At 41.2% G+C, this 23960-nt stretch carries 42 protein-coding genes; 2 read left to right on the forward strand and 40 right to left on the reverse strand.

Features of this window, described 5'->3' with window-relative positions; genetic code table 11:
* Positions 1 to 319: 319 nt before the first annotated feature.
* Positions 320 to 1081 (forward strand): polysaccharide deacetylase family sporulation protein PdaB, encoded by a 762-nt coding sequence (pdaB, locus tag HNR63_RS12325; protein WP_085788813.1) that lies wholly within the window; start codon positions 320 to 322, stop codon positions 1079 to 1081.
* A gap of 16 nt (positions 1082 to 1097) precedes the next feature.
* On the opposite strand, the gene HNR63_RS12330 is transcribed toward pdaB, so the two are convergent.
* On the reverse strand, positions 1098 to 1694 hold the full coding sequence (locus HNR63_RS12330) for a KinB-signaling pathway activation protein (RefSeq protein WP_181520898.1): 597 nt from the start codon (positions 1692 to 1694) through the stop codon (positions 1098 to 1100).
* A 131-nt stretch (positions 1695 to 1825) separates the two neighbouring features.
* Here HNR63_RS12330 and gerD point away from each other — a divergent pair, with 131 nt between their 5' ends.
* Positions 1826 to 2422 (forward strand): spore germination lipoprotein GerD, encoded by a 597-nt coding sequence (gene gerD / locus HNR63_RS12335; RefSeq protein WP_035063339.1) that lies wholly within the window; start codon positions 1826 to 1828, stop codon positions 2420 to 2422.
* 74 nt (positions 2423 to 2496) lie between these two features.
* Here gerD and HNR63_RS12340 read toward each other — a convergent pair whose 3' ends face one another.
* The 39 genes from HNR63_RS12340 to rpsJ all read right to left on the reverse strand — a co-directional run bounded on the left by HNR63_RS12340 (position 2497) and on the right by rpsJ (position 23877).
* Positions 2497 to 3501, reverse strand: a complete 1005-nt coding sequence (locus HNR63_RS12340) for an Mrp/NBP35 family ATP-binding protein (RefSeq protein ID WP_085788811.1) — start codon at positions 3499 to 3501, stop codon at positions 2497 to 2499.
* Between the two features lie 79 nt (positions 3502 to 3580).
* Positions 3581 to 4279, reverse strand: a complete 699-nt coding sequence (gene cwlD / locus HNR63_RS12345) for an N-acetylmuramoyl-L-alanine amidase CwlD (RefSeq protein ID WP_181520899.1) — start codon at positions 4277 to 4279, stop codon at positions 3581 to 3583.
* Positions 4280 to 4334: 55 nt separating this feature from the next.
* Positions 4335 to 4739 (reverse strand): DUF2521 family protein, encoded by a 405-nt coding sequence (locus tag HNR63_RS12350; protein WP_085788809.1) that lies wholly within the window; start codon positions 4737 to 4739, stop codon positions 4335 to 4337.
* A gap of 89 nt (positions 4740 to 4828) precedes the next feature.
* A complete protein-coding gene (rpsI, locus tag HNR63_RS12355) occupies positions 4829 to 5221 on the reverse strand; it encodes a 30S ribosomal protein S9 (protein WP_003397701.1) in 393 nt (130 codons plus the stop codon).
* A gap of 22 nt (positions 5222 to 5243) precedes the next feature.
* On the reverse strand, positions 5244 to 5678 hold the full coding sequence (rplM, locus tag HNR63_RS12360) for a 50S ribosomal protein L13 (RefSeq protein WP_021095320.1): 435 nt from the start codon (positions 5676 to 5678) through the stop codon (positions 5244 to 5246).
* A gap of 146 nt (positions 5679 to 5824) precedes the next feature.
* Positions 5825 to 6565 carry a tRNA pseudouridine(38-40) synthase TruA gene (gene truA, locus HNR63_RS12365; RefSeq protein WP_042535894.1) on the reverse strand — a complete coding sequence of 247 codons (741 nt, stop codon included), beginning with the start codon at positions 6563 to 6565 and terminating at the stop codon, positions 5825 to 5827.
* Between the two features lie 15 nt (positions 6566 to 6580).
* Complete coding sequence (locus HNR63_RS12370) at positions 6581 to 7378, reverse strand: energy-coupling factor transporter transmembrane component T family protein (RefSeq protein WP_181520900.1); 798 nt, start codon at positions 7376 to 7378, stop codon at positions 6581 to 6583.
* Positions 7375 to 8244 (reverse strand): energy-coupling factor ABC transporter ATP-binding protein, encoded by an 870-nt coding sequence (locus tag HNR63_RS12375; RefSeq protein ID WP_181520901.1) that lies wholly within the window; start codon positions 8242 to 8244, stop codon positions 7375 to 7377. Before HNR63_RS12375 ends, HNR63_RS12370 begins: the two co-directional genes overlap by 4 nt.
* A complete protein-coding gene (locus tag HNR63_RS12380; RefSeq protein ID WP_181520902.1) occupies positions 8202 to 9056 on the reverse strand; it encodes an energy-coupling factor ABC transporter ATP-binding protein in 855 nt (284 codons plus the stop codon). The genes HNR63_RS12375 and HNR63_RS12380 overlap by 43 nt, the downstream gene beginning before the upstream one ends.
* A 113-nt stretch (positions 9057 to 9169) precedes the next feature.
* Positions 9170 to 9532 (reverse strand): 50S ribosomal protein L17, encoded by a 363-nt coding sequence (gene rplQ / locus HNR63_RS12385; RefSeq protein ID WP_003397694.1) that lies wholly within the window; start codon positions 9530 to 9532, stop codon positions 9170 to 9172.
* A 60-nt stretch (positions 9533 to 9592) separates the two neighbouring features.
* Positions 9593 to 10537 (reverse strand): DNA-directed RNA polymerase subunit alpha, encoded by a 945-nt coding sequence (locus tag HNR63_RS12390; protein ID WP_181520903.1) that lies wholly within the window; start codon positions 10535 to 10537, stop codon positions 9593 to 9595.
* A 170-nt stretch (positions 10538 to 10707) separates the two neighbouring features.
* A complete protein-coding gene (rpsK, locus tag HNR63_RS12395; protein WP_021095325.1) occupies positions 10708 to 11097 on the reverse strand; it encodes a 30S ribosomal protein S11 in 390 nt (129 codons plus the stop codon).
* 25 nt (positions 11098 to 11122) lie between these two features.
* Positions 11123 to 11488 carry a 30S ribosomal protein S13 gene (gene rpsM, locus HNR63_RS12400; RefSeq protein ID WP_003397691.1) on the reverse strand — a complete coding sequence of 122 codons (366 nt, stop codon included), beginning with the start codon at positions 11486 to 11488 and terminating at the stop codon, positions 11123 to 11125.
* Positions 11489 to 11510: 22 nt separating this feature from the next.
* Positions 11511 to 11624, reverse strand: a complete 114-nt coding sequence (gene rpmJ / locus HNR63_RS12405; RefSeq protein WP_000868344.1) for a 50S ribosomal protein L36 — start codon at positions 11622 to 11624, stop codon at positions 11511 to 11513.
* A gap of 30 nt (positions 11625 to 11654) precedes the next feature.
* Positions 11655 to 11873, reverse strand: a complete 219-nt coding sequence (gene infA / locus HNR63_RS12410) for a translation initiation factor IF-1 (RefSeq protein WP_003247618.1) — start codon at positions 11871 to 11873, stop codon at positions 11655 to 11657.
* 98 nt (positions 11874 to 11971) lie between these two features.
* A complete protein-coding gene (gene map, locus HNR63_RS12415) occupies positions 11972 to 12718 on the reverse strand; it encodes a type I methionyl aminopeptidase (protein ID WP_021095326.1) in 747 nt (248 codons plus the stop codon).
* Complete coding sequence (locus HNR63_RS12420) at positions 12718 to 13368, reverse strand: adenylate kinase (protein WP_021095327.1); 651 nt, start codon at positions 13366 to 13368, stop codon at positions 12718 to 12720. The genes map and HNR63_RS12420 overlap by 1 nt, the downstream gene beginning before the upstream one ends.
* A 59-nt stretch (positions 13369 to 13427) precedes the next feature.
* Positions 13428 to 14720, reverse strand: a complete 1293-nt coding sequence (gene secY / locus HNR63_RS12425) for a preprotein translocase subunit SecY (RefSeq protein ID WP_181520904.1) — start codon at positions 14718 to 14720, stop codon at positions 13428 to 13430.
* Positions 14720 to 15160: a 50S ribosomal protein L15 gene (gene rplO, locus HNR63_RS12430; RefSeq protein WP_021095329.1), complete on the reverse strand. Its 441-nt coding sequence runs from the start codon at positions 15158 to 15160 to the stop codon at positions 14720 to 14722. Before rplO ends, secY begins: the two co-directional genes overlap by 1 nt.
* 14 nt (positions 15161 to 15174) lie before the next feature.
* Positions 15175 to 15363, reverse strand: coding sequence for a 50S ribosomal protein L30 (gene rpmD, locus HNR63_RS12435; protein WP_003397685.1), 189 nt, complete (start codon positions 15361 to 15363; stop codon positions 15175 to 15177).
* 14 nt (positions 15364 to 15377) lie between these two features.
* Positions 15378 to 15878, reverse strand: a complete 501-nt coding sequence (gene rpsE / locus HNR63_RS12440; RefSeq protein ID WP_021095330.1) for a 30S ribosomal protein S5 — start codon at positions 15876 to 15878, stop codon at positions 15378 to 15380.
* A gap of 19 nt (positions 15879 to 15897) precedes the next feature.
* The gene (gene rplR, locus HNR63_RS12445) at positions 15898 to 16260 is read right to left on the reverse strand and encodes a 50S ribosomal protein L18 (RefSeq protein ID WP_021095331.1); all 363 of its coding nucleotides are present in this window, start codon (positions 16258 to 16260) and stop codon (positions 15898 to 15900) included.
* 32 nt (positions 16261 to 16292) lie between these two features.
* The gene (gene rplF / locus HNR63_RS12450; protein WP_009361495.1) at positions 16293 to 16832 is read right to left on the reverse strand and encodes a 50S ribosomal protein L6; all 540 of its coding nucleotides are present in this window, start codon (positions 16830 to 16832) and stop codon (positions 16293 to 16295) included.
* 29 nt (positions 16833 to 16861) lie between these two features.
* The gene (gene rpsH, locus HNR63_RS12455; RefSeq protein ID WP_009361494.1) at positions 16862 to 17260 is read right to left on the reverse strand and encodes a 30S ribosomal protein S8; all 399 of its coding nucleotides are present in this window, start codon (positions 17258 to 17260) and stop codon (positions 16862 to 16864) included.
* A gap of 33 nt (positions 17261 to 17293) precedes the next feature.
* The gene (gene rpsN, locus HNR63_RS12460; protein WP_003397678.1) at positions 17294 to 17479 is read right to left on the reverse strand and encodes a 30S ribosomal protein S14; all 186 of its coding nucleotides are present in this window, start codon (positions 17477 to 17479) and stop codon (positions 17294 to 17296) included.
* A gap of 34 nt (positions 17480 to 17513) precedes the next feature.
* Complete coding sequence (rplE, locus tag HNR63_RS12465) at positions 17514 to 18053, reverse strand: 50S ribosomal protein L5 (protein ID WP_003397677.1); 540 nt, start codon at positions 18051 to 18053, stop codon at positions 17514 to 17516.
* A 29-nt stretch (positions 18054 to 18082) separates the two neighbouring features.
* A complete protein-coding gene (rplX, locus tag HNR63_RS12470; RefSeq protein WP_003397676.1) occupies positions 18083 to 18394 on the reverse strand; it encodes a 50S ribosomal protein L24 in 312 nt (103 codons plus the stop codon).
* Between the two features lie 36 nt (positions 18395 to 18430).
* Entirely contained in the window at positions 18431 to 18799 is a 369-nt protein-coding gene (gene rplN / locus HNR63_RS12475; protein ID WP_021095332.1) for a 50S ribosomal protein L14, read from the reverse strand.
* 49 nt (positions 18800 to 18848) lie between these two features.
* Positions 18849 to 19112: a 30S ribosomal protein S17 gene (rpsQ, locus tag HNR63_RS12480; protein ID WP_003397674.1), complete on the reverse strand. Its 264-nt coding sequence runs from the start codon at positions 19110 to 19112 to the stop codon at positions 18849 to 18851.
* 25 nt (positions 19113 to 19137) lie between these two features.
* Positions 19138 to 19338 carry a 50S ribosomal protein L29 gene (gene rpmC, locus HNR63_RS12485; protein ID WP_003397671.1) on the reverse strand — a complete coding sequence of 67 codons (201 nt, stop codon included), beginning with the start codon at positions 19336 to 19338 and terminating at the stop codon, positions 19138 to 19140.
* Positions 19328 to 19762, reverse strand: a complete 435-nt coding sequence (rplP, locus tag HNR63_RS12490) for a 50S ribosomal protein L16 (RefSeq protein WP_003397670.1) — start codon at positions 19760 to 19762, stop codon at positions 19328 to 19330. The genes rpmC and rplP overlap by 11 nt, the downstream gene beginning before the upstream one ends.
* Before the next feature lie 2 nt (positions 19763 to 19764).
* Positions 19765 to 20421: a 30S ribosomal protein S3 gene (rpsC, locus tag HNR63_RS12495; RefSeq protein WP_003397666.1), complete on the reverse strand. Its 657-nt coding sequence runs from the start codon at positions 20419 to 20421 to the stop codon at positions 19765 to 19767.
* Positions 20422 to 20424: 3 nt separating this feature from the next.
* Positions 20425 to 20766, reverse strand: a complete 342-nt coding sequence (gene rplV / locus HNR63_RS12500) for a 50S ribosomal protein L22 (protein WP_006322652.1) — start codon at positions 20764 to 20766, stop codon at positions 20425 to 20427.
* 20 nt (positions 20767 to 20786) lie between these two features.
* Complete coding sequence (gene rpsS, locus HNR63_RS12505; protein ID WP_004888674.1) at positions 20787 to 21065, reverse strand: 30S ribosomal protein S19; 279 nt, start codon at positions 21063 to 21065, stop codon at positions 20787 to 20789.
* A 57-nt stretch (positions 21066 to 21122) separates the two neighbouring features.
* Positions 21123 to 21953 (reverse strand): 50S ribosomal protein L2, encoded by an 831-nt coding sequence (gene rplB, locus HNR63_RS12510; protein ID WP_009361493.1) that lies wholly within the window; start codon positions 21951 to 21953, stop codon positions 21123 to 21125.
* A gap of 27 nt (positions 21954 to 21980) precedes the next feature.
* The gene (gene rplW / locus HNR63_RS12515) at positions 21981 to 22268 is read right to left on the reverse strand and encodes a 50S ribosomal protein L23 (protein WP_004888670.1); all 288 of its coding nucleotides are present in this window, start codon (positions 22266 to 22268) and stop codon (positions 21981 to 21983) included.
* The gene (rplD, locus tag HNR63_RS12520; protein WP_021095334.1) at positions 22268 to 22891 is read right to left on the reverse strand and encodes a 50S ribosomal protein L4; all 624 of its coding nucleotides are present in this window, start codon (positions 22889 to 22891) and stop codon (positions 22268 to 22270) included. The genes rplW and rplD overlap by 1 nt, the downstream gene beginning before the upstream one ends.
* A gap of 27 nt (positions 22892 to 22918) precedes the next feature.
* Entirely contained in the window at positions 22919 to 23545 is a 627-nt protein-coding gene (gene rplC, locus HNR63_RS12525; protein WP_009361490.1) for a 50S ribosomal protein L3, read from the reverse strand.
* A gap of 23 nt (positions 23546 to 23568) precedes the next feature.
* Entirely contained in the window at positions 23569 to 23877 is a 309-nt protein-coding gene (rpsJ, locus tag HNR63_RS12530; protein WP_021095335.1) for a 30S ribosomal protein S10, read from the reverse strand.
* Positions 23878 to 23960: the final 83 nt, after the last annotated feature.

Here is a 23960-nt window from a genome sequence, read left to right on the forward strand (position 1 = left end):
AGCGTTCGTCCTGAGCCAGGATCAAACTCTCCATAGAAAAGTTATCCTTAGCTTTTGTACGCTTTTCGCTTCGTTCAGTTTTCAAGGAACATCTCCGTCAAACGACGGCTTGGTTATTCTAACATTTCTTTTTGTTATTGTCAATCACTTTTTTCTATCGTCAGTCGTTTTTTCGTCGCTGACGACGTTTATTAATTTAACATACGTTTTATTTTATTGTCAACAGTATTTTTTTAAAAAATGTTCTCATTTATTCATTAATCATATCGTGTTATTTCTTGCATAAGATGGTCATAAAAAGGACAAGGGGGGACAAATATTGAAGTTTTTTTATATACTCGACGGAAAAAAAATTAAAAAATGGCTTCTCATTATATCAATCGCCTTTGTCACAGCCTCTATTTTTTATATTCAACAACTTGCAAGCGAATCTGTATTTTCTACCGATCCCGGACCAAAAGCCATTTACAAAGTCGAAAATAAAAAAAACGAGCTTGCTTTGACATTTGACATTAGTTGGGGTGAAACAAATGCTTTAACTGTTTTAAACGTATTAAAAAAACACGGGGTAAAAGCTACATTTTTCTTATCTGCTTCTTGGGCGGAACGTCACCCTCGCATCGTAAAAAAAATTGCTGAAGATGGTCACGAAATCGGTAGTATGGGTTATGAGTACAAAAATTATACTGAACTTGAGCGGGGAAAAATTATTCGCGACTTAGCACAAGCTAAGAAAGTGTTTGATACGTTAGGCATTAAACATACTCCTTTTCTTCGTGCGCCGACAGGAAATTTTAATAAAAACGTTTTGAAAGTTGTTCACTCCTTTGGCCATACGGTCGTCCACTGGAGTGTTGATTCAAAAGATTGGCTTAATCCTGGAGTACATGCCATTGTTGAAAACGTCACGAAAAACGCTAAAAGCGGTGATATTGTGCTGCTTCATGCATCAGATTCAGCTAAACAAACGGCCTCAGCATTAGAACAAATTATCATATGGATGAAAAAAGAAGGATATAGGAGCGTAACGATATCCGATCTTGTCAACAACGCTCATATCAAAAGTAAAGAAATAAAATGAGGCGGCAAGCCTCATTTTATTTTCGTAAAAGCCTATGCAACGTAAGCAATTGGTACGCATTGCAAATTAATAACGGGAACAACATTAAATATAACCAATTTTCTTCATTAATTCGCAATACCGGGAACCATTCAATCACCGTAACAACAACCATAAAAAATAAGGCGGGAATAAATGCTTCTTTGTTCGTTTCACGCATTTTCACGTATGCAACAATGAGTCCAAACAGGAAAATGAATAAAGCAACAAGCACGTAACTAACAATTGATTCTCCTTCTTTAGCAAACAGTTGATAACGAAAATAAACGAGATCAAATAAAACAAAAGCAATGAGAACGATTTGTACCGCATTCCATAAACTGACGGAACGAAAAACTCCGAGACCAAAACGATGAATCGTTAAATACGCAAAAAAACCCATTTGACTAATGACGCTAAAAATGAAACCAACTCCAATCAGCCAAACGAGAACAGATAAAATTTCTTTTATCTCAAACGATGTAAAAAGATGTGCGTATTCATTCCACTTCACAGCAAATCCAACAATCCCTGTACTTATTCCACCGACAAACAATGTTGAAAAAAACAATTGAACCCACTTTCGACTGTTCACTTGTATACCCTCCACTTCTCAATATCCCTTTCAAAATTCTATCAACGAAATAAGAAAAATGCTAGCGAATATTTTTGCAAAGAATATTGAATATTAACAGTAAGGAAACTTGTTGAAAGGGGCCCTTGATGATGAATCGAACATTTTTGCTCCTCGCATTTAGTTGTGTATTAGCGCTAGCAGGGTGCGCCCAACAAGAAAAAACCCCTGCGCAACCTGATTACGATCAAACGAAAAAAATGGTCGTTGATATTTTAAAAACGGATGAAGGAAAAAAAGCGATTCAAGAAGTGATGAGCGATGAAAAAGTAAAACAGCAGCTCGTCATGGACCAAGAAGTTGTAAAGAAAACGATTGAGGAAACGTTAACTTCAGACAAAGGAAAAGCGTTTTGGAAAAAAGCATTTGAAGACCCAAAGTTCGCTCAAAATTTCGCGAAAAGCATGAAAGAAGAACATGAAAAATTATTGAAAGCGCTAATGAAAGACCCTGAATATCAAGCAATGATTGTAGACATTATGCAAAATCCAGAAATGAAAAAATTAATACAAACAGAGATGAAAAACAAAGATTTTCGCGCCCATTTGCAAAAAGTGATTACAGAGACATTTAGCAGCCCGCTATTTAAAGCAAAAATTGAAGATATTCTTATGAAAGCAGCAGAAGAAATGCAAGGCGGCAAGAAAAAACCTGATCAAGAGGGGTCGAGCGAGGATCAAACAGCATAAGGGTGTCCTTCGATTACTAGGACACCCTTTGTAAATAACATATGCACAATCCATCATCAAAGAAAGACGCCACTTCATCGTAACTTTGCGATAATTTTTTTAGCAATATCCATATACACTTTTCCAATTGGATGATCTTCACCATATACAGAAGGGGCAAAGTCATCATCGTTCCAGTCAGGTTGTCCGAGCGGTAGCTGTCCAAGTAAGTCCGTCTGTAATTCTTCAGCTAATTTTTGGCCACCGCCTTTTCCAAAAATATATTCTCTTTCACCTGTTGTTTTGCTTTCAAAATATGACATATTTTCGATAACACCGACAACTTCATGATTCGTCCGAACCGCCATCGCTCCCGCTCTTGCGGCAACAAAAGCAGCCGTTGGATGGGGCGTCGTCACAATAATTTCTTTCGATGTCGGAAGCATCGTATGCACATCTAACGCTACATCCCCTGTGCCTGGAGGTAAATCTAATAGTAAATAATCTAATTCTCCCCATTCCACTTCATCAAAAAAGTTTTTTAACATTTTGCCGAGCATTGGTCCGCGCCAAATCACCGGTGAATTATCTTCTACAAAAAACCCCATAGAAATTACTTTTACACCAAACCGCTCAACCGGAATAATTTTTTCTCCACGGACGATTGGCCGTTCTGTAATCCCCATCATATCTGGCACACTAAACCCGTAAATATCCGCATCGATTAACCCAACCTTTTTACCAAGCCGCGCAAGCGAAACAGCTAAATTAACGGATACCGTCGATTTCCCTACGCCACCTTTTCCGCTTGCAATGGCTAAATAAATCGGTTCATTCGTTGATCTTTCTTCTAACGGCAATTGAGCAAAACGAAGCCCAACAGATGATGCTCCTGCATCTTTTAAACGTTGGACAACCGTCTGTTGCACTTGAAGTTGTTCCGCCGTCCCAGTTTTAGCTAAAGCAATTTTTACGCTCACTAGCCCTTTTTCTTCATTTATTTTGACTTCTTGAATCGCTCCTGTTTCTTTAAACGTTTTTTTCAAAAAAGGGTCGTAAATCGTTTCAAGAAGCTCTACAACTTGTTTTTCTGTCAACATCGCGCCTCACCAATCCTTATGTATTCGGTTTCATACTTTCAATATAACATAATTTTCTGTATAAAAAAATGAATCCTTCTCACTCAGAAGGATTACGTTCATTTGATACGTAACGTAAAATACCTTTGTAAATCGAAGCGGCAAGCTGTTCTTGATACGTTGAAGATGCTAGTAATTCCCGTTCTTCTTCATTTGACAAAAAGCCGATTTCAACTAAAGCTCCTGGTTTTTTAGCCATTTTTAATAAATATACGGTTTGAATGGGCTTCGCCAATCGATGTGTATTTTCCAAATTGACGCGTAGCTCTTGTTGAATAAACTTAGCTAGCCTTGCATTTTCCTCTAATGAAGGATAGTAAAAAACTTGTGCGCCCCTCCATTTCGGCGAAGGGATGGCGTTTAAATGAATACTAATAAAAAAATCTGCCTCTGACTCATTCACAAATTGAACTCGCCGTTGTAAATCTTCTATTTTTCTTCGGCTATATCCCCTTGTTTGTTCACTTGCTAAATCATGGTCTCCCTCTCTTGTCATTTGAACGAGCGCACCTTGTTGTTGCAAATAATCGCGTAATTTTAACGCCACATCTAGTGCGACTTCCTTCTCCAAAACATCTCCCCCGACCGCTCCTCCGTCAGGTCCTCCATGCCCAGGATCAAGAACAATAATTTTTCCTGATAACGGTAAACTCCATGCTTTCCAAGAGCGATCATGAAAGACATAAAACTGTAAAAAAAGGGCAAAAACAATGAAAACAATAATAATACGTATTTTCATCCCTTCTCCTCCCCACTATTTATGTTATATGGGACAAGAGGAGAATTTAGAACGGTTACTTCAAACGAAGACGTTGACGGCGCAGTCCTTTTTCGATTCCTTCTTTCCACCATCCATCGATGTAACGGGCACATGCATCGTACATGTCATCTCCGTATTCTTTCATACGGTCATACAATTCATCAATGAGTTGCATATATTCATCGATACAACGTCTTCTGACCGTTTCCTTTGACTCACCATAATATATAAAGCGGCTATAATGCGCTCCGATCAAATACGCTTCAATCGCCACATCGATACATATCGTTTCGATACATTCAGAAACAATGATGTATCGTTGCCAATACGTGCGCATACGTTGCCATAGTTCACGATAAGAAAGATCGCGCAATGCATTTCGTTCATCAGTTAGCTGCTTTTCTATCTTTTTTGCTGTAAACGATGTAAGTATTCCCATTTTTTTATCCCTCCTCATACATATTGTTCGCATGAAAATGAGAGACATACAAAAAAATCTCGGCAAATAATTGCCGAGATTTTTTGACATTAACGTTTTGAGAATTGTGGTGCACGACGAGCGCCTTTAAGACCGTATTTCTTACGCTCTTTCACACGAGAATCGCGCGTTAATAAGCCTGCACGTTTTAATGTTTGACGGTATTCAGGGTCAACTTGTAACAATGCACGAGCGATACCGTGACGGATCGCACCTGCTTGACCTGTAAATCCACCACCGCTTACGTTTACTAATACATCGTAGCTACCGAACGTTTCTGTTAAAACAAGTGGCTGTTTTACAACTTCCACTAACGATTCATATGGAACGTAGTCACGAATGTCACGACCATTTACGATAATGCGTCCTTCACCTGGAACGAGACGCACGCGCGCAACTGAACTTTTGCGACGGCCTGTGCCGTAGTATTGTACCTGTGCCAAAATAATGCCCTCCTTTAATCAATTATCCGCGAAGTTCATAAACTTCTGGTTTTTGTGCTTGATGCGGATGTTCACTTCCGCGATAAACGTGCAATTTTTTGAACATTTGACGACCAAGGCTACCTTTTGGAAGCATGCCGCGAATTGCTTTTTCAAGCATTTGCTCTGGGTAATTTGTGCGCATTTCAAGAGCTGTTCTTACTTTTAACCCACCTGGATGTAAGCTGTGGCGATAGTATAATTTGTTTGTTAATTTTTTACCTGTTAATTCAACTTTTTCTGCGTTGATGATGATCACATGATCACCTGTGTCAACATGCGGTGTGTAAGTTGGTTTATGTTTACCGCGCAAAATTGCAGCAACTTCGCTAGCAAGACGTCCTAACGTTTTGCCTTCTGCATCAACAACGTACCATTTACGTTCTACTTCATTTGGCTTCGCCATATACGTACGCATTTGTTTTCCCTCCTAAAATAAAAAATAAACAAGCGATATTTATTTCAACACGATTAATTTCCGGGGCTAATCGTGGGTTTAAAATACATACCATATGATATAATATCTCTTTCATAACCTAATGTCAAGAAAATGTTACACCTGGATTAGTTGTCATAAGAAACGTGCCATAAATATAGGCCGTGACCTGGAGCCGTCTTCCCCGCAGCACTTCGATTTTTTTGTTGCAAAATCGTTTTCATCTCTTCAGCACGTCGTTCCCCGCGCCCAACTTCTAGCACTGTTCCAACAATAATGCGAACCATATTGTACAAAAAGCCGTTTCCAACAAGACGGAAGATTAGCTCTTCTCCTTCTTGAATCACTTCCGCTTCATAAATGGTACGAACTTTATCGTCAATTTCCGTTTTTGCCGAACAAAAACTTGTGAAATCATGCGTCCCGATCACATAACGAAGCGCTTCGTTCATCGCCGTGACATGAAGCTTGTACGGATAGTGATATACATAATGGCGTAAAAATACGTTTTTCTCTCCTATCCAGACGCGGTAACGATATTCTTTCTTTTTCACGCTAAATCGGGCATGAAAAGAAGGGGGTACTTCACTTGCTTCTTTGACAATGACGTCATCCGGGAGAAGAGCATTTAACGCCTTTGGCCATTTTTCATCTGGAATCGCAAGCGGCGTATCAAAGTGAATCACTTGTCCATATGCATGAACCGTTGCATCCGTTCTTCCTGACGCATATACGCGAACAAATTGCCCTTTATGAATGATGGAAAGTGCATGCTCTAGTTCTCCCTGCACCGTTCGTTTTTGTTGTTGAATTTGATATCCAGCAAAATGCGTACCATCATATGCAATGGTACATTTTATTCTTCTCATGATTTTCGCTCCTTCTCATGAACGAAGTAACCATAACGCAATAGCCAATAAGCCGATGAAAAGCATAAAAGCCGTATCTATTCGTCCCCACGTCAACTCGCGCCATTTTGTTCGATTTTGACTACTACGATATCCACGTACTTCCATCGCGACAGCTAGCTCTTCTGCTCTTTTAAATGCGCTAATAAATAGCGGAACGAGCAACGCCGTCATCGCTTTCATTCGTTCTTGTAACGGACCGCTCGAAAAATCGACACCACGAGCGGTTTGAGCTTTCATAATTTTTTCGGTTTCTTCCATTAACGTCGGAATAAAACGAAGAGAAATCGACATCATGAGCGCTAGTTCATGAACAGGTACATTCCATTTTTTTAACGGCGAAAGTAACGACTCCATCCCATCTGTCACTTCAATCGGCGTTGTTGTTAACGTCAATAGCGTTGTGACGACAATAAGGAGCAAAAAGCGTAAAGAAATAAACGCCCCTTGTTGAATCGCTTTATCGTACACTTCCATGCCAAGCCATTGAAAAACGATATGTCCTTCTTTTGTTAATAGCACATGGAGAAAAAAAGTAAATACAATGACCCACAAAACAGGTTTTAACCCTCTAATCATAAATGAAAAAGGAATGCGTGATAAAAACAACAAAAGGCATGTAAACAAAGTCAATATTCCATACGTCCATCCGTTGTTTGCAAGAAATACGATAAACACATAAATAAACATGAGCAACAGTTTTGTACGTGGATCGAGCCGATGAATAAAAGAATCCCCAGGAACATATTTTCCGATAATCATACCGTTCATCATATACGCTTCACCCTAGTAAATAACGTTTGTAAAGATCGTTCGACGTCTTCTATCGTCAAACATGGTTCTGGAAATTGTATCCCGAATTTTTGTTCGATTGCCCGCTGAAACAAAACTGTCTCAGGGACATCTAATCCAAGATGTATTAAATCATCGACGTTACGGAAAATTTGTTCTGGTGTCCCTCTTCGAACGATCGTTCCTCGATGCATAATAATAATATCATCCGCGTAACGTGCTGCCTCTTCCATGCTATGTGTCACAAGTACAATGGTCATCTTTTTTTGCCGCTGAAGGTTTGCGAACATATCCATCATTTCTTTTCGTCCGCGAGGGTCTAATCCTGCCGTAGGTTCATCTAACACAAGCACTTCCGGCTCCATGGCTAACACACCTGCGATCGCTACGCGGCGCATTTGTCCGCCGCTTAAAGCAAATGGAGATTTATGTCGCACTTCTTCCGGCAATCCAACAAGCGCTAACCACTCGCCAACACGAGCTTTTGCTTCTTGTTCTGACATGCCGAAATTCATCGGTCCAAAGCAAATATCTTTTTCTACTGTTTCTTCAAACAATTGATGTTCAGGGAATTGAAAAACAATGCCTACTTTTTTCCGTAAAGGCTTTAAATGTTTTTCTTTTTTTCCCGCTACAATTGTATAATCGCCAAGGTGGACGGTTCCTTTTGTCGGTTGAAGTAAACCATTGAAATGTTGTAAAAGGGTAGACTTGCCCGACCCTGTATGACCGATTACCGCTACATATGAGCCGCTGCGAATATCAACATGAATATCGTACAACGCTCGCTTCTCGAAAGGGGTATTTATTTGGTAACGATGTTCGACATCGTGGAATACAATGTCCATAATTCACTCACCAACCCCTCCATTGTTAAATGATCAGCTGTCATTGGAATGCCATTGTTCTTCAATCGTCGACTTAGTTGTAGCGAGAATGGTAAGTCTAACCCCATCTCTTCTAACTTCTCCCCGTATGAAAAAATATGTGCAGGCGTTCCTTCGAGCACAATTTTTCCTTTATTCATCACAATAACCCGATCTGCTTTTGCGACTTCATTTAAATCATGAGTAATCGAAATAACCGTCATATCGTGTTCGCGACGAAGCGACTGCATCACATGAAGAACTTCTTTTTTCCCGCTGGGGTCAAGCATGGATGTCGCCTCATCTAAGATGATGACATTCGGCTGAAGGGCAATGGCGCTTGCAATGGCGACGCGTTGTTTTTGTCCACCTGACAAGCGATGCGGCTCATGATGAATGAAATCTTCCATTTTTACTTTTTTTAACGCTTCGTTTATGCGTTTTTTCATTTCCTCTTTTTGTATCCCTCTATTTTCAAGACCGAAAGCAACGTCATCTTGAACCGTCGTTCCAACAAACTGGTTGTCTGGATTTTGAAATACAATGCCTAATTGCTCACGTACGTCCCATATCGTTTCTTCATTTAATGGTATTCCACATACATGAATCGTTCCACTTGTCGGTGGCAATAAACCAATTAACAACTTCGCTAATGTTGATTTACCTGATCCATTATGCCCGACAATTGTTACCCATTCACCTTTATACACTTGAAACGATATGTTTTGTAGAGCATACGTTTGTTCATTTGCGTATTGAAAACTTACATCGTCCACACGTACTGCAACTTCCACGACTCTCTCCTCATCTCTTCTGAATGTTCTTACTCTCTACTCTACTACAAAAAAGAAAACAAAAAAAGGGCATAGATCCAGTTCAAAAACTGTCTCGCCCTTATAAAAACGTATTAAACTAGTTCAATAATTACCATTGGCGCACCGTCACCGCGGCGTGGTCCAAGTTTCATAATGCGTGTGTAGCCACCTTGACGGTCTTGGTAACGAGGTGCGATGTCGCTAAACAATTTTTGAATCGCATCTTGACCTGTTTCTGTGTTTGCTACTTCTTTGCGAACGAATGCCGCAGCTTGACGACGTGCATGCAAATCGCCACGTTTTCCTAATGTAATCATTTTTTCTACAACAGAACGCAATTCTTTTGCACGAGCTTCTGTTGTTTCAATTCGCTCATTAATGATTAAGTCTGTCACTAAGTCACGAAGCAACGCTTTACGTTGAGAGCTTGTGCGTCCTAATTTTCTGTAAGACATGTGATGTCCCTCCTTTATTTCACTTTTAACATGAAAATGCCTAGTTAACCGAACGCTTAACTAGTCATCTTTACGTAAGCTTAATCCTAGCTCTTCTAACTTCGCTTTTACTTCTTCAAGCGACTTGCGGCCTAAGTTGCGCACTTTCATCATATCTTCTTCCGTTTTTTGCGCAAGCTCTTGCACTGTATTAATGCCAGCACGCTTTAAGCAGTTGTACGAACGAACAGAAAGATCAAGCTCTTCAATTGTCATCTCGAGCACTTTTTCTTTTTGATCTTCTTCTTTTTCGATCATGATTTCAGCGTGTTGCGCCTCATCTGTTAAGTTCACAAAAATGTTTAAGTGCTCCGTTAAAATTTTTGCCCCTAGTGAGATTGCTTCTTTCGGGCCGATGCTACCATCTGTCCACACGTCGATCGTTAATTTGTCGTAGTTTGTCATTTGACCGACGCGCGTATTTTCGACTTGGTATGATACGCGCGATACCGGCGTATAAATGGAATCGATCGGGATAACACCTATCGGTTGATCCTCGCGCTTATTAGCATCAGCTGGCGTATACCCACGTCCACGTTTTGCCGTCATTCTCATCCGTAAACGACCGTCTTTTGCTAATGTCGCAATATGAAGGTCAGGGTTGAGAATTTCTACATCGCTATCGTGAGTAATATCAGCAGCTGTAACGACTCCTTCACCCTGTACATCAATCTCAAGCGTCTTTTCTTCGTCCGAATAAATTTTTAGCGCTAGCTTCTTAATGTTTAAAATGATCGTTGTTACATCTTCCACGACGCCATCAATTGTTGAAAACTCGTGCAATACACCGTCTATTTGAACAGATGTTACAGCGGCACCAGGGAGTGAGGATAACAGGATAAGTCGTAAGGAGTTACCCAAATTTGTACCATATCCACGCTCAAGTGGTTCAACGACGAATTTGCCATATTTGGCATCCTCGCTGATTTCAACCGTTTCGATTTTCGGCTTTTCAATTTCTAGCATTCCTTTAACCCTCCTTCAAAACGTCGAAACCCCGATTAAACCGATGACAGCTCAATCGAAATTCCCCCATGAATAAGTTCCCGAATGTGCACAACAACTGTTTTTCATTTCCCTGTATAAGAATGACTATATCCCATTATTGACACATACGCAAATTCTATACAGAGAAATTAAACACGACGACGTTTTGGCGGACGGCATCCGTTATGTGGAACCGGTGTAACATCTTTAATTGCTGTAATTTCTAATCCAGCCGCTTGAAGTGCACGAATTGCTGCTTCACGACCAGCACCCGGACCTTTTACGTTTACTTCAACAGTTTTCATGCCATGCTCCATTGATGCTTTTGCAGCAGTTTCTGCAGCCATTTGTGCAGCGAACGGAGTAGATTTACGAGAACCTTTGAAACCTAACGCACCTGCACTTGACCAAGAAATTGCATTTCCATGAACGTCTGTAATTGTGACGATTGTGTTGTTAAAAGTCGAACGGATATGAGCGATACCAGATTCAATATTCTTTTTTACACGACGTTTACGCGTATTCGTTTTACGTGCCATTCGTTCATGAACCTCCTTTACTTAATTATTTTTTCTTATTCGCTACTGTACGACGTGGACCTTTACGTGTACGAGCATTGTTTTTCGTATTTTGGCCACGAACTGGCAATCCGCGACGATGACGAAGACCACGGTAGCAACCGATCTCCATTAAACGTTTAATGTTTAAAGATACTTCACGACGAAGATCTCCTTCTACTTTTAAGCGATCTACGATTTCACGAATTTTACCTAATTCTTCTTCTGTTAAGTCGCGAACGCGAGTGTCTTCAGATACGCCAGCTTCTGCTAAGATTTTTTGTGCAGTTGCTTTACCGATTCCGTAAATGTATGTTAATGAAATGACTACACGTTTGTCACGAGGAATATCTACACCTGCAATACGTGCCATAATTTGTACACCTCCTCAAGTTTTATCCTTGTTTTTGCTTATGCTTTGGATTTTCACAAATAACCATAACTTTTCCGCGTCTGCGAATGACTTTGCATTTTTCGCAAATCGGTTTTACAGATGGTCTAACCTTCATGTGAACTTACCTCCTTGTTCGTGCGGAGTGTTATTTATATCGATACGTAATTCTTCCACGTGTTAAATCGTAAGGTGACAATTCAACTGTCACTTTATCACCTGGTAAAATACGAATAAAATGCATGCGAATTTTACCTGAAACGTGAGCTAAAACGGTATGACCGTTTTCAAGTTCCACTCGGAACATCGCATTTGGCAACGTTTCAACGACTGTACCTTCCACTTCAATTACATCGTCTTTCGCCATTGAACGGCTCTCCCTTCTTTTTTGAAATGAGTAACATGTTCAACTAACACGACCAGTTTAAAGCTTACGATGCGCATCCGCAAAGAAGGTTAAAGCGTTCAAAGTGTTGTTAAAATTTCATACCCCGTCTCAGTAATAGCGATCGTATGCTCAAAATGAGCACATAGTTTGCCATCTACTGTGACGACCGTCCAATTATCTTCTAACGTGCGAACATAACGGGTTCCTGCATTCACCATCGGTTCAATGCACAGAACCATGCCTGGCTTTAACCGCGGCCCTTTATTTGGCGGACCGTAATGTGGGATTTGCGGATCTTCATGTAAGTCTTGACCAATTCCATGTCCAACATACTCACGCACAACAGAAAAGTTATGCGCCTCAACGTACGTTTGGATCGCATGAGAAATGTTCGTTAACCGTGCGCCAGGTTTCGCTTCTTCCAATCCGCGATACAATGACTGTTCTGTCACTTCTAACAGCTTTTTCGCCTCTTCGGAAATGGCTCCGACTGGATATGTCCAAGCCGAATCGCCATGATATCCGTTATATTTCGCGCCAATATCGATGCTAATAATATCTCCTTCGCGAAGCACACGGTCTCCCGGAATACCGTGAACGAGCTCTTCATTTACCGATGTACAAATGCTCCCACGGAATCCATTATATCCTTTAAACGAAGGAATTGCATCATGTTTGCGAATGAACGTTTCCGCAATATGATCGAGCTCTTTCGTTGTTATGCCTGGCTCAATATATTTTTGTAGTTCTTGATGAGTTAAGGCAACAATTCGGCCAGCTTCACGCATAATTTCGATTTCGCGTGGGGTTTTGCAAATGATCATTATTTTAAGCCCCCAAGTAATTCACAAATGTCAGCAAACACTTGATCAATATGTTGTTGTCCATTAATATTGCGCAAGTACCCTTTCGCTGCATAAAAATCAAGCAACGGTTGCGCTTGCTTCATATTGACTTCAAGGCGATTGGCTACTGTCGCTTCGTTATCATCTGCACGTTGATACAACTCGCCACCGCATTTATCGCAAACGCCTGCTTTTGCTGGTGGATTGAACACGAGATGATACGTTGCGCCACATTCTTTACAAATGCGTCTGCCCGTTAAACGTTCCATTAAAATGTTTTTATCTACTTCAATGTTAATCACATAATCAATGGAACGATTTAATTGTTGAAGAAGAGTCTCCAACGCTTCAGCTTGAGCGACTGTTCGCGGAAATCCATCAAGCAAAAATCCGTTTTGGCAATCATCTTTGCTTAATCGTTCACGAACAATGCCGATCGTCACTTCATCCGGAACAAGATCGCCGCGATCCATATATGATTTCGCCTGTAAACCGAGCTCTGTTCCTTCTTTCATCGCTGCTCGAAACATATCCCCAGTAGAAATGTGAGGAATTTTGTATTTCTCAACAATTTTCTCTGCCTGCGTCCCTTTTCCAGCGCCCGGCAGTCCCATTAATACTAAATTCATCAATTTCTCCCCCTCAGCTCTATATGAGGTAGAGGGAATAAAATTCCCAACACCTCTTTTTATTTAATAAAGCCTTTATAATGGCGCTTCACTAATTGGCTTTCTAGCTGCTTCATCGTCTCTAAAGCAACACCGACGACGATCAGCAAGCTCGTTCCTCCAATTTGAGCAGAAGGCGGTAGTTTAGCGAACTCGATAAAGAAGACAGGAAGAACAGCGATTGCTGCTAAAAATAGAGCTCCGACGAAAGTTAATCGATATAAAACGCGTGTAATGAATTCTTGCGTGTTCTTTCCTGGACGAATGCCTGGAATGTAACCACCTTGCTTTTTCAAATTGTCCGCCATTTGTTCTGGATTGACTTGAACAAACGCATAAAAATACGTAAAGGCAACAATTAAAGCGACGTATATGATCATACCAACTGGTTGCGTGTAGTCAAAAACCTTCTTAATCCACAATGTTACATCATTCGAGCCGAAAAACGATGCAATCGTCGGTGGAGTAATAATAAACGACACCGCGAAAATAACCGGAATGACACCTGCCGGATTCACTTTTAACGGAATGTGTGTCGAATGACCACCTACTGGACTACGTCCTTCTAATCGCTTTGCATACTGAATCGGGATTTTTCGAAACGCTTGTTGCATATAAATAACGCCAACAATAACTGCAACAACAGCTAAAGCGACTAACAATACTGTAACGATGCGTAAAAATAGCTGATCGCCAGCATTTTCAAACTGTTGGACGTAAATTTGGTTAAGCGTTGTTGGGATCCCTGATACAATTCCTGCAAAAATTAATACAGAAATACCGTTCCCAACACCTTTAGCTGTAATTTGCTCACCGAGCCACATTAAAAAAGCTGTTCCTGCTGTTAAAACGAGCGCAATAAGCAAATATGTCGGAATGCCTGGATTTTTAATAAGCACGCCTCCGGACATATTATGGAAACCATAAGACATAGCGAACGCTTGGATAAACCCAAGCACAATTGTGAAATAGCGAGTAAACTGAGCGAGTTTACGGCGGCCCACTTCTCCTTGTTTCGACCATTCCGTAAATTTAGGAACAACATCCATCTGCAATAGTTGTACGATGATGGATGCCGTAATGTATGGCATGACGCCCATCGCAAAAATAGAAAAGTTTTTTAAGGCGCCACCACCAAACGTGTTCAACACGCCAAAAGCGTTGAACTGATCTTGCATTTTTAACACATCTGCATTTACGCCCGGCACGGGAATAAACGTACCGATGCGAAATACAATGAACATAAGAAGGGTGAACATAATTTTTCTTCTTATATCACCCACGCGCATAAAATTGGAGATTGTTCGAAACATTAAATCACCTCAGTTGTACCGCCAGCAGCTTCGATCGCTTCTTTTGCAGAAGCAGAGAATTTATGAGCTTTTACTGTTAATTTTTTCGTAAGCTCACCATCACCAAGAACTTTGATGCCTGCTTTTAATTTGCTTACTACGCCTGTTTCAAGCAATAATTCTGGTGTGACTTCCGTACCGTCTTCAAAGCGATTTAATACTTCAAGGTTAACGATCGCATATTCTTTACGATGGATGTTTGTAAAGCCGCGTTTTGGTAAACGACGGAATAAAGGTGTTTGACCACCTTCGAAGCCGATGCGTACACCGCCGCCAGAGCGAGCGTTTTGCCCTTTATGTCCTTTACCAGAAGTTTTTCCGTTACCAGAGCCAATACCACGACCAACACGGTTGCGTTCTTTACGGGAACCCGGTGCTGGTTGCAATTCATGTAGCTTCATGCCGAGGCACCTCCTTATTCTTCTAATTCTTTTACTGTTACAAGGTGAGAAACTTTATTAATCATTCCACGAATGGCTGGATTGTCGTTATGAACAACTGTTTGATGCAATTTTCGTAAACCTAATGTTTTAACCGTCACGCGTTGGTCTTGCGGACGACCGATTACGCTGCGAGTGAGGGTAATTGCTAATTTTTTCGCCATCATTTTTCCCTCCCTTATCCTAACAGTTCCTCAACTGTTTTACCGCGCAATTTTGCTACTTCTTCGGCACGTTTCAATTGTTTCAAACCGTCGATTGTTGCGCGCACCATGTTAATTGGTGTGTTGGAACCGATTGACTTCGATAAAATATCGCTAACACCTGCTAACTCTAATACCGCACGGGCAGGACCACCAGCGATAACTCCTGTACCTTCAGATGCTGGTTTTAAAATGATTTGACCTGCACCGAAATGTCCGATCACTTCATGTGGAATTGTTGTACCAACGATCGGTACAGTAATTAAATTTTTCTTCGCGTCTTCAATCGCTTTGCGAATTGCATCTGGAACTTCTTGAGCTTTTCCAGTTCCAAATCCGACATGACCGTTTTTGTCACCAACAACGACTAACGCAGCGAAACGGAAACGACGTCCACCTTTTACTACTTTAGCTACGCGGTTAACGGCAACAACGCGTTCTTCTAGTTCAAGTTTATTTGGATCAATGCGACGCATCTCTGTCCCTCCTTCTTAATTAGAATTGTAATCCAGCTTCACGAGCAGCGTCTGCAAGTGCTTTAACACGTCCATGATATAAATATCCGCCACGGTCAAATACAACCGATGTAATGCCTTTTTCAAGTGCACGTTTAGCAATTAACTCGCCCACTTTTTGAGCTGCTTCAACATTGCCTGTTGATTCTAAGTCGAATTCTTTATCTAAAGTTGACGCGCTAACAAGCGTCACTGCTTTCATATCGTCGATAATTTGCGCGTAAATGTGTTTGTTTGAACGGAACACATTTAAGCGTGGACGTTCCGCAGTTCCTACTACTTTACGACGAACACGAGCGTGTCTTTGTTTGCGAACTGCATTTTTATCAAGCTTAGTGATCATTCGTGTCACTCCTTTCATTTACCTAAGCAGCATTATTTCTTACCTGTTTTACCTTCTTTACGGCGCACAACTTCGCCTTCGTAACGAATACCTTTTCCTTTGTAAGGTTCTGGTGAACGAACGGCACGAATGTTTGCTGCTAATTCACCAACACGTTGTTTGTCCGCACCTTTAACGATAATTTTTGTTTGTGAAGGAACTTCGATTTCAAGTCCTTCTTCAGGCTCGATTTCAACAGGATGAGAGTATCCAACGCTTAATACAAGCTTTTTGCCTTGTTTTGTTGCACGGTAACCGACACCGACAAGTTCAAGAGCACGCTCATAGCCTTTTGAAACACCTTCAACCATGTTTGCGAGCAAGCTGCGAGTCGTTCCGTGAAGCGCACGATGATGCTTCTCATCGCTTGGACGCTCAACTGTTAAAACATTACCTTCTACTTTAATGACCATATCTGGATGGAACGTACGAGTAAGTTCACCTTTCGGACCTTTTACAGTAACTGTGTTACCGTCTAATGTAACTGTAACACCAGCTGGAATTTCCAATGGTTTTTTACCAACACGTGACATGTACTACACCTCCATTCGTTGCAAAATAATTACCAAATGTATGCTAACACTTCGCCGCCAGTACGTTTTTGACGTGCTTCTTTGTCAGTTAAAATACCTTGAGATGTTGAAAGAATTGCGATTCCTAAACCGTTCAATACGCGCGGTACTTCGTCAGCTTTTGCATATACGCGTAAACCAGGTTTGCTAATACGTTTAAGGCCTGTAATTACACGCTCGTTATTTGGACCGTACTTTAAGAAAATACGAAGAATACCTTGTTTGTTATCTTCAATGTATTCGACATCACGAATGAAACCTTCACGCTTTAAAATTTCAGCGATTTCCTTTTTAATTTTTGAAGCAGGAACTTCAAGTTTCTCGTGACGCACCATGTTCGCATTACGAATGCGAGTAAGCATATCTGCAATTGGATCTGTCATCACCATTATGTTTTACCTCCTTCCCAACTCATGGGTTTATTACCAGCTTGCTTTTTTCACACCAGGAATTTGACCTTTATACGCTAATTCACGGAAACAAATACGGCAAAGTTTAAATTTGCGATATACAGAGTGCGGACGTCCACAACGTTCACAACGAGTGTACGCTTGCACTTTAAACTTTGGTGTGCGTTTTTGTTTCGCGATCATTGATTTTTTAGCCACGTTTTCGCCTCCCTCTTTTTACGAATGGGAATGATTATTTTTGGAATGGCATACCGAGCAATGCAAGTAATTCACGAGCTTCCTCGTCTGTTTTCGCAGTTGTAACGATCACGATATCCATACCGCGAACTTTGTTTACTTTATCGTAATCAATTTCAGGAAAAATTAATTGTTCTTTTACACCTAATGTGTAGTTTCCGCGTCCGTCGAACGATTTTTTAGAAACGCCACGGAAGTCGCGAACACGCGGTAAAGAAACGGAAACGAGCTTATCAAAGAACTCGTACATACGCTCACCGCGAAGCGTTACTTTCGCACCGATTGGCATTCCTTCACGAAGGCGGAAGCCAGCGATTGATTTTTTCGCACGTGTAACAACTGGTTTTTGACCAGAAATTAACGCGAGTTCTTCTACTGCGTTATCTAACGCTTTTGCGTTTTGTACCGCATCACCAACACCCATGTTGATGACGATTTTTTCGATTTTCGGAACTTGCATCACAGATTTATAGTTAAACTTGCTCATCAGAGCAGGAACAACTTCTTTCAAATACTTTTCTTTAAGGCGGTTCATTTGAGTACCTCCCTTCCTCAGTCACTTCATTATTTGTCTAAAATTTCACCAGAACGTTTCGCATAGCGAACTTTTTTACCGTCAACTACTTTGTATCCAACACGAGTTGGTAATCCTGTTTTTGGATCAAGAGGCATTACGTTTGATACGTGGATTGGCGCCTCTTGGCTGATGATGCCGCCTTGTGGATTTGCTTGAGAAGGTTTTACGTGTTTTTTCACGATGTTTACACCTTCAACAAGCACTCGGTTTTTCTTTGGAAACGCAGCAAGAATAACGCCTTGTTTTCCTTTATCTTTACCAGAGATCACTTGTACTTTATCACCTTTTTTTACATGCATCTGAATCGCACCTCCTTAAAAGGCTTTTCCTTTTCATTAAATCACTTCTGGAGCTAAAGAAACGATTTTCATAAAGTCTTTTTCACGTAATTCGCGAGCAACTGGTCCGAAAATACGCGTACCACGTGGGCTCTTGTCATCACGAATGATTACGCAAGCATTTTCATCAAAGCGGATGTAAGAACCGTCTGCACGGCGTACGCCACGTTTTGTACGAACGACGACCGCTTTAGCAACTTGACCTTTTTTAACAACGCCACCTGGTGTTGCATCTTTAACTGTCACCACAACGATGTCGCCCACGTTCGCATAACGACGACCAGAACCACCTAGCACTTTAATGACAAGCACTTCACGTGCACCAGAGTTATCAGCAACTTTCATACGAGTTTCTTGTTGAATCATTGACGAAACCTCCTTTCGGATTTGTATCCATCATCCCGAACAATATTAATTAAACGATAACAGCTTTTTCAACTACTTCAACAAGACGGAAACGTTTTGTCGCAGAAAGAGGACGTGTTTCCATAATTTTTACGATGTCGCCCACTTTTGCTACGTTGTTTTCGTCATGTGCTTTATATTTTTTCGAATACTTTACGCGCTTGCCGTAAAGAGGATGCTTTTTATAAGTTTCTACAAGAACCGTAATTGTTTTATCCATTTTATCGGAAACAACACGGCCGACGAGAACTTTACGATTGTTGCGTTCACTCATTGTGCGAACCTCCTCTCGATATCAATTATTTATTAGCAGCGATCTCTCTTTCGCGAATCACAGTTTTCATACGCGCAATCGCTTTGCGTACTTCACGAATACGAGCTGTATTCTCTAATTGACCTGTTGCCAATTGGAAGCGAAGGTTGAATAACTCTTCTTTCAACGCTTTAATTTTTTGTTCAATCTCGGCAGTGGTAAGTTCACGAATTTCTTTAGCTTTCATTTGATTCACCACCAATTTCTTCACGTTTTACGAATTTGCATTTGATTGGAAGTTTGTGAGAAGCAAGGCGCAACGCTTCACGAGCTACTTCTTCAGAAACTCCCGCAATTTCAAACATAACTTTACCAGGTTTCACAACAGCTACCCAACCTTCAGGAGCACCTTTACCGGAACCCATGCGCACTTCAAGTGGTTTCGCTGTATATGGTTTTGAAGGGAAAATTTTAATCCATACTTTACCGCCACGTCTCATGTAACGAGTCATCGCACGACGAGCAGCCTCGATTTGACGGTTTGTGATCCATGCTGGCTCTAACGCTTGTAAGCCGTATTCACCAAAATGTACTTCTGTACCGCCTTTCGCGCGACCTTTCATGCGACCGCGATGTTCACGACGATATTTTACGCGTTTTGGCATTAACATGATTAATTTCCTCCTTCCTCAGTTTTCTTTTTCGTAGGAAGGACCTCTCCACGATAAATCCATACTTTCACGCCGATTTTTCCGTATGTTGTGTCCGCTTCTGCTGTCGCATAGTCAATGTCAGCGCGAAGAGTATGAAGTGGAACTGTTCCTTCGCTGTAATGTTCTGAGCGAGCGATATCTGCTCCACCTAAACGACCAGATACCATTGTTTTAATTCCTTTTGCACCTGCGCGCATTGTGCGTTGGATTGCTTGCTTTTGCGCACGACGGAATGATACGCGGTTTTCAATTTGACGCGCGATATTTTCCGCAACAAGTTTTGCTTCTAAGTCTGGCTTTTTGATTTCAACGATGTTGATATGAACGCGTTTGCCAGTTAATTCGTTTAACGCTTTACGAAGCGCTTCAACTTCAGATCCACCTTTACCGATAACCATTCCTGGTTTCGCTGTATGGATTGTGATATTTACACGGTTTGCTGCACGCTCGATCTCAATGCGAGAAACAGCTGCATCGCTTAAGCGCTTTGTGAGGTATTCGCGAATTTTAAGATCTTCGTGTAAAAGGTCCGCATAATCTTTTTCAGCGTACCATCTTGATTCCCAATCACGGATAATACCGATGCGAAGACCGATTGGATTTACCTTTTGACCCACTGATTATCCCTCCTTCTTTTCTGAAACGACGATCGTGATATGACTTGTGCGTTTGTTAATTGCGCTCGCACGACCTTGTGCACGAGGACGGAAACGTTTCAATGTTGGTCCTTCGTTCACATAAGCTTCCGTAACAACGAGCTTGTTAACGTCCATGTCATAGTTATGCTCTGCATTTGCAACTGCAGATTTTAATACTTTCTCGATAATTGGAGAAGCAGCTTTTGGCGTATGGCGAAGAATCGCAACTGCTTCACTCACTTGCTTTCCTCGAATTAAATCAATAACTAAACGAGCTTTACGAGGAGCAATTCGAACCGTTCTAGCAACAGCTTTAGCTTGCATAAATGAAGCCTCCTCTCATATTAACGTTTTGTTTTCTTGTCATCAGCAGCGTGACCTTTGTATGTGCGCGTTGGCGCGAACTCACCGAGCTTATGACCGACCATGTCCTCTGTGATGTAAACTGGAACGTGTTTACGACCATCGTAAACAGCGATTGTGTGACCGATGAATTGTGGGAAAATTGTCGAACGACGAGACCATGTTTTGATCACTTGTTTTTGTCCAGTTTCATTCAATTTCTCGATTTTTTTCATTAAATGATCATCACAAAAAGGACCTTTTTTCAAGCTGCGACCCATAAGTGAACCTCCTTTCGTGATTGCTCTACGGTTCTTTTGAACCGTAGCTCAACCCCGTTATTTTTTACGACGACGTACGATAAATTTATCGGATTTATTTTTCTTCTTACGCGTTTTGAATCCAAGCGTTGGTTTACCCCATGGAGTCATTGGAGACTTACGTCCGATTGGTGCTTTACCTTCACCACCACCATGTGGGTGATCAACAGGGTTCATAACAGAACCGCGAACTGTTGGACGAATGCCTAACCAACGAGCGCGTCCAGCTTTACCGATGTTCACAAGCTCATGTTGTTCGTTACCAACTTGACCGACTGTCGCACGGCAAGTTGCCAAAATCATACGAACTTCACCTGAAGATAAACGAACAAGTACGTATTTACCTTCTTTACCAAGCACTTGTGCAGATGTACCTGCAGCGCGTACTAATTGTCCGCCTTTACCAGGTTTTAATTCGATATTATGAATAACTGTACCGACTGGAATGTTTGCTAAAGGTAATGCGTTACCTACTTTAATGTCCGCATCTGGACCTGACATAACTTCCATACCAACTTGCAAGTTTTTCGGTGCGATGATGTAACGTTTTTCACCATCAGCGTAATGAATTAAAGCGATGTTCGCAGAACGATTTGGATCGTACTCGATTGTAGCAACGCGTCCTGGAATGCCATCTTTATCGCGTTTGAAGTCAATAATACGATATTGACGTTTATGACCGCCACCTTGGTGACGAACAGTTAATTTACCTTGGTTGTTACGACCACCTTTTTTCTTTAAAGGCGCAAGTAACGATTTTTCCGGCTTATCTGTTGTAAGCTCAGAGAAGTCTAAAACCGTCATACCACGACGACCGTTAGACGTTGGCTTATATTTTTTAATCGCCATGTCCGTTTCCCTCCTTCACTTTTAAACTTATACTTCAAATAGTTCGATCTCTTTGCTGTCTGGCGTTAACGTAACAATCGCTTTGCGGCGGCGGTTTGTTAATCCGCTATAACGACCAACACGTTTGAACTTTCCTTTATAGTTCATAATGTTGACCTTCGCTACTTTCACGCCGAAGATCGCTTCGATCGCGTCTTTTACTTCTGTTTTGTTCGCTTTCACATCAACTTCGAACGTATATTTTTTCTCACCCATTAACTCTGTTGAACGTTCAGTAATGACGGGGCGCTTAATAATATCGCGAGGATCTTTCATTATGCAAGCACCTCCTCTACTTTTTCCACGGCAGCTTTTGTAATGACAAGCTTGTCGTGGTTGAGTACATCGAGAACGTTAATTCCGCTTGCTGTCACAACTGTCACTCCTGGAATGTTGCGAGCTGAAAGAATGACGTTCTCATTCGCATCTGCTGTTACGATTAACGCTTTGCGATCAACAGAAAGGTTGTTTAAAATTTTAACCATTTCTTTTGTTTTTGGTGCTTCAAGTGCTAGATTGTCTAATACAACGATGTTGTTTTCAAGCACTTTTGAAGATAATGCTGATTTAATTGCTAAGCGACGAACTTTTTTCGGAAGTTTGTAGCTGTAGCTGCGTGGAACTGGACCGAATACAACACCACCGCCACGCCATTGTGGAGAACGAATCGATCCTTGGCGAGCACGTCCAGTACCTTTTTGGCGCCATGGTTTACGACCACCGCCGCTTACTTCTGCACGATTTTTTGTTTTATGAGTTCCTTGACGCAAGGAAGCACGTTGCATAATTACCGCTTCAAATAACACACTTTTGTTCGGTTCAACACCAAATACGGCATCGTTTAATTCGATTTCACCGATGTTTTCTCCGTTTTGGTTATACAATGCTACTTTTGGCATTGGGTATTTCCTCCTTTCTTAAAGAAATTATTTCGCTTTAACCGCGCTTTTAATAATAACAAGCCCTTTGTTTGGACCTGGTACGTTTCCTTTAATTAAGATTAAGTTGCGTTCTGGGTCTACTTTCACAACTTTTAAGTTTTGTACTGTTACACGCTCGCCACCCATGCGACCTGGAAGCTCTTTTGATTTGAATACACGGTTTGGAGCGATTGGACCCATTGAACCAGGACGACGATGGTAACGAGAACCGTGAGCCATTGGTCCGCGAGATTGTCCATGGCGTTTAATTACACCTTGGAAACCTTTACCTTTTGACGTACCAGTTACGTCAACGATTTCACCCTCGTTGAAAATGTCCACTTTTACTTCTTGACCTACTTCATATTCCGCAAGGTTCACACCACGAATTTCACGAATGAAGCGCTTAGGTGTGGTGTTTGCCTTCGCAGCATGACCTTTTTGAGGCTTGTTCGCTAACTTCTCACGCAAATCTTCAAAACCTAATTGAATCGCTTCGTAACCGTCGTTTTCAACTGTTTTCTTTTGAAGAACTACGTTTGGAGTAGCTTGAATGACCGTTACAGGAATAAGATCTCCGTTTTCAGCGAACACTTGAGTCATGCCGATTTTTCTTCCTAAGATTCCTTTCATCTTTCACACCTCCTATATCGCAATTACAACTTGATTTCAATATCGACACCAGATGGTAAGTCTAAACGCATTAAAGAATCTACTGTTTGTGGAGTCGGATTGACGATGTCAATTAAGCGTTTATGTGTGCGCATTTCGAATTGTTCACGAGAATCTTTGTATTTATGAACCGCACGTAAGATCGTGTATACCGTTTTTTCAGTTGGTAACGGAATCGGTCCAGATACAGTTGCGCCTGAACGCTTTGCAGTTTCCACAATTTTCTCAGCAGATTGATCAAGAATTCGATGATCATACGCTTTTAAACGAATACGAATTTTTTCTTTTGCCATTATTTTCCCTCCTTCTTCGCCTATTTTCAAAATAGACATTCTCCATGGAAATTTCCTTCACACTCGCCATGGCAAAGCGGCCG

It is taken from the genome of Anoxybacillus ayderensis (genome assembly GCF_013761015.1).
In the GTDB taxonomy this organism is placed as follows: Bacteria; Bacillota; Bacilli; order Bacillales; family Anoxybacillaceae; genus Anoxybacillus; species Anoxybacillus ayderensis.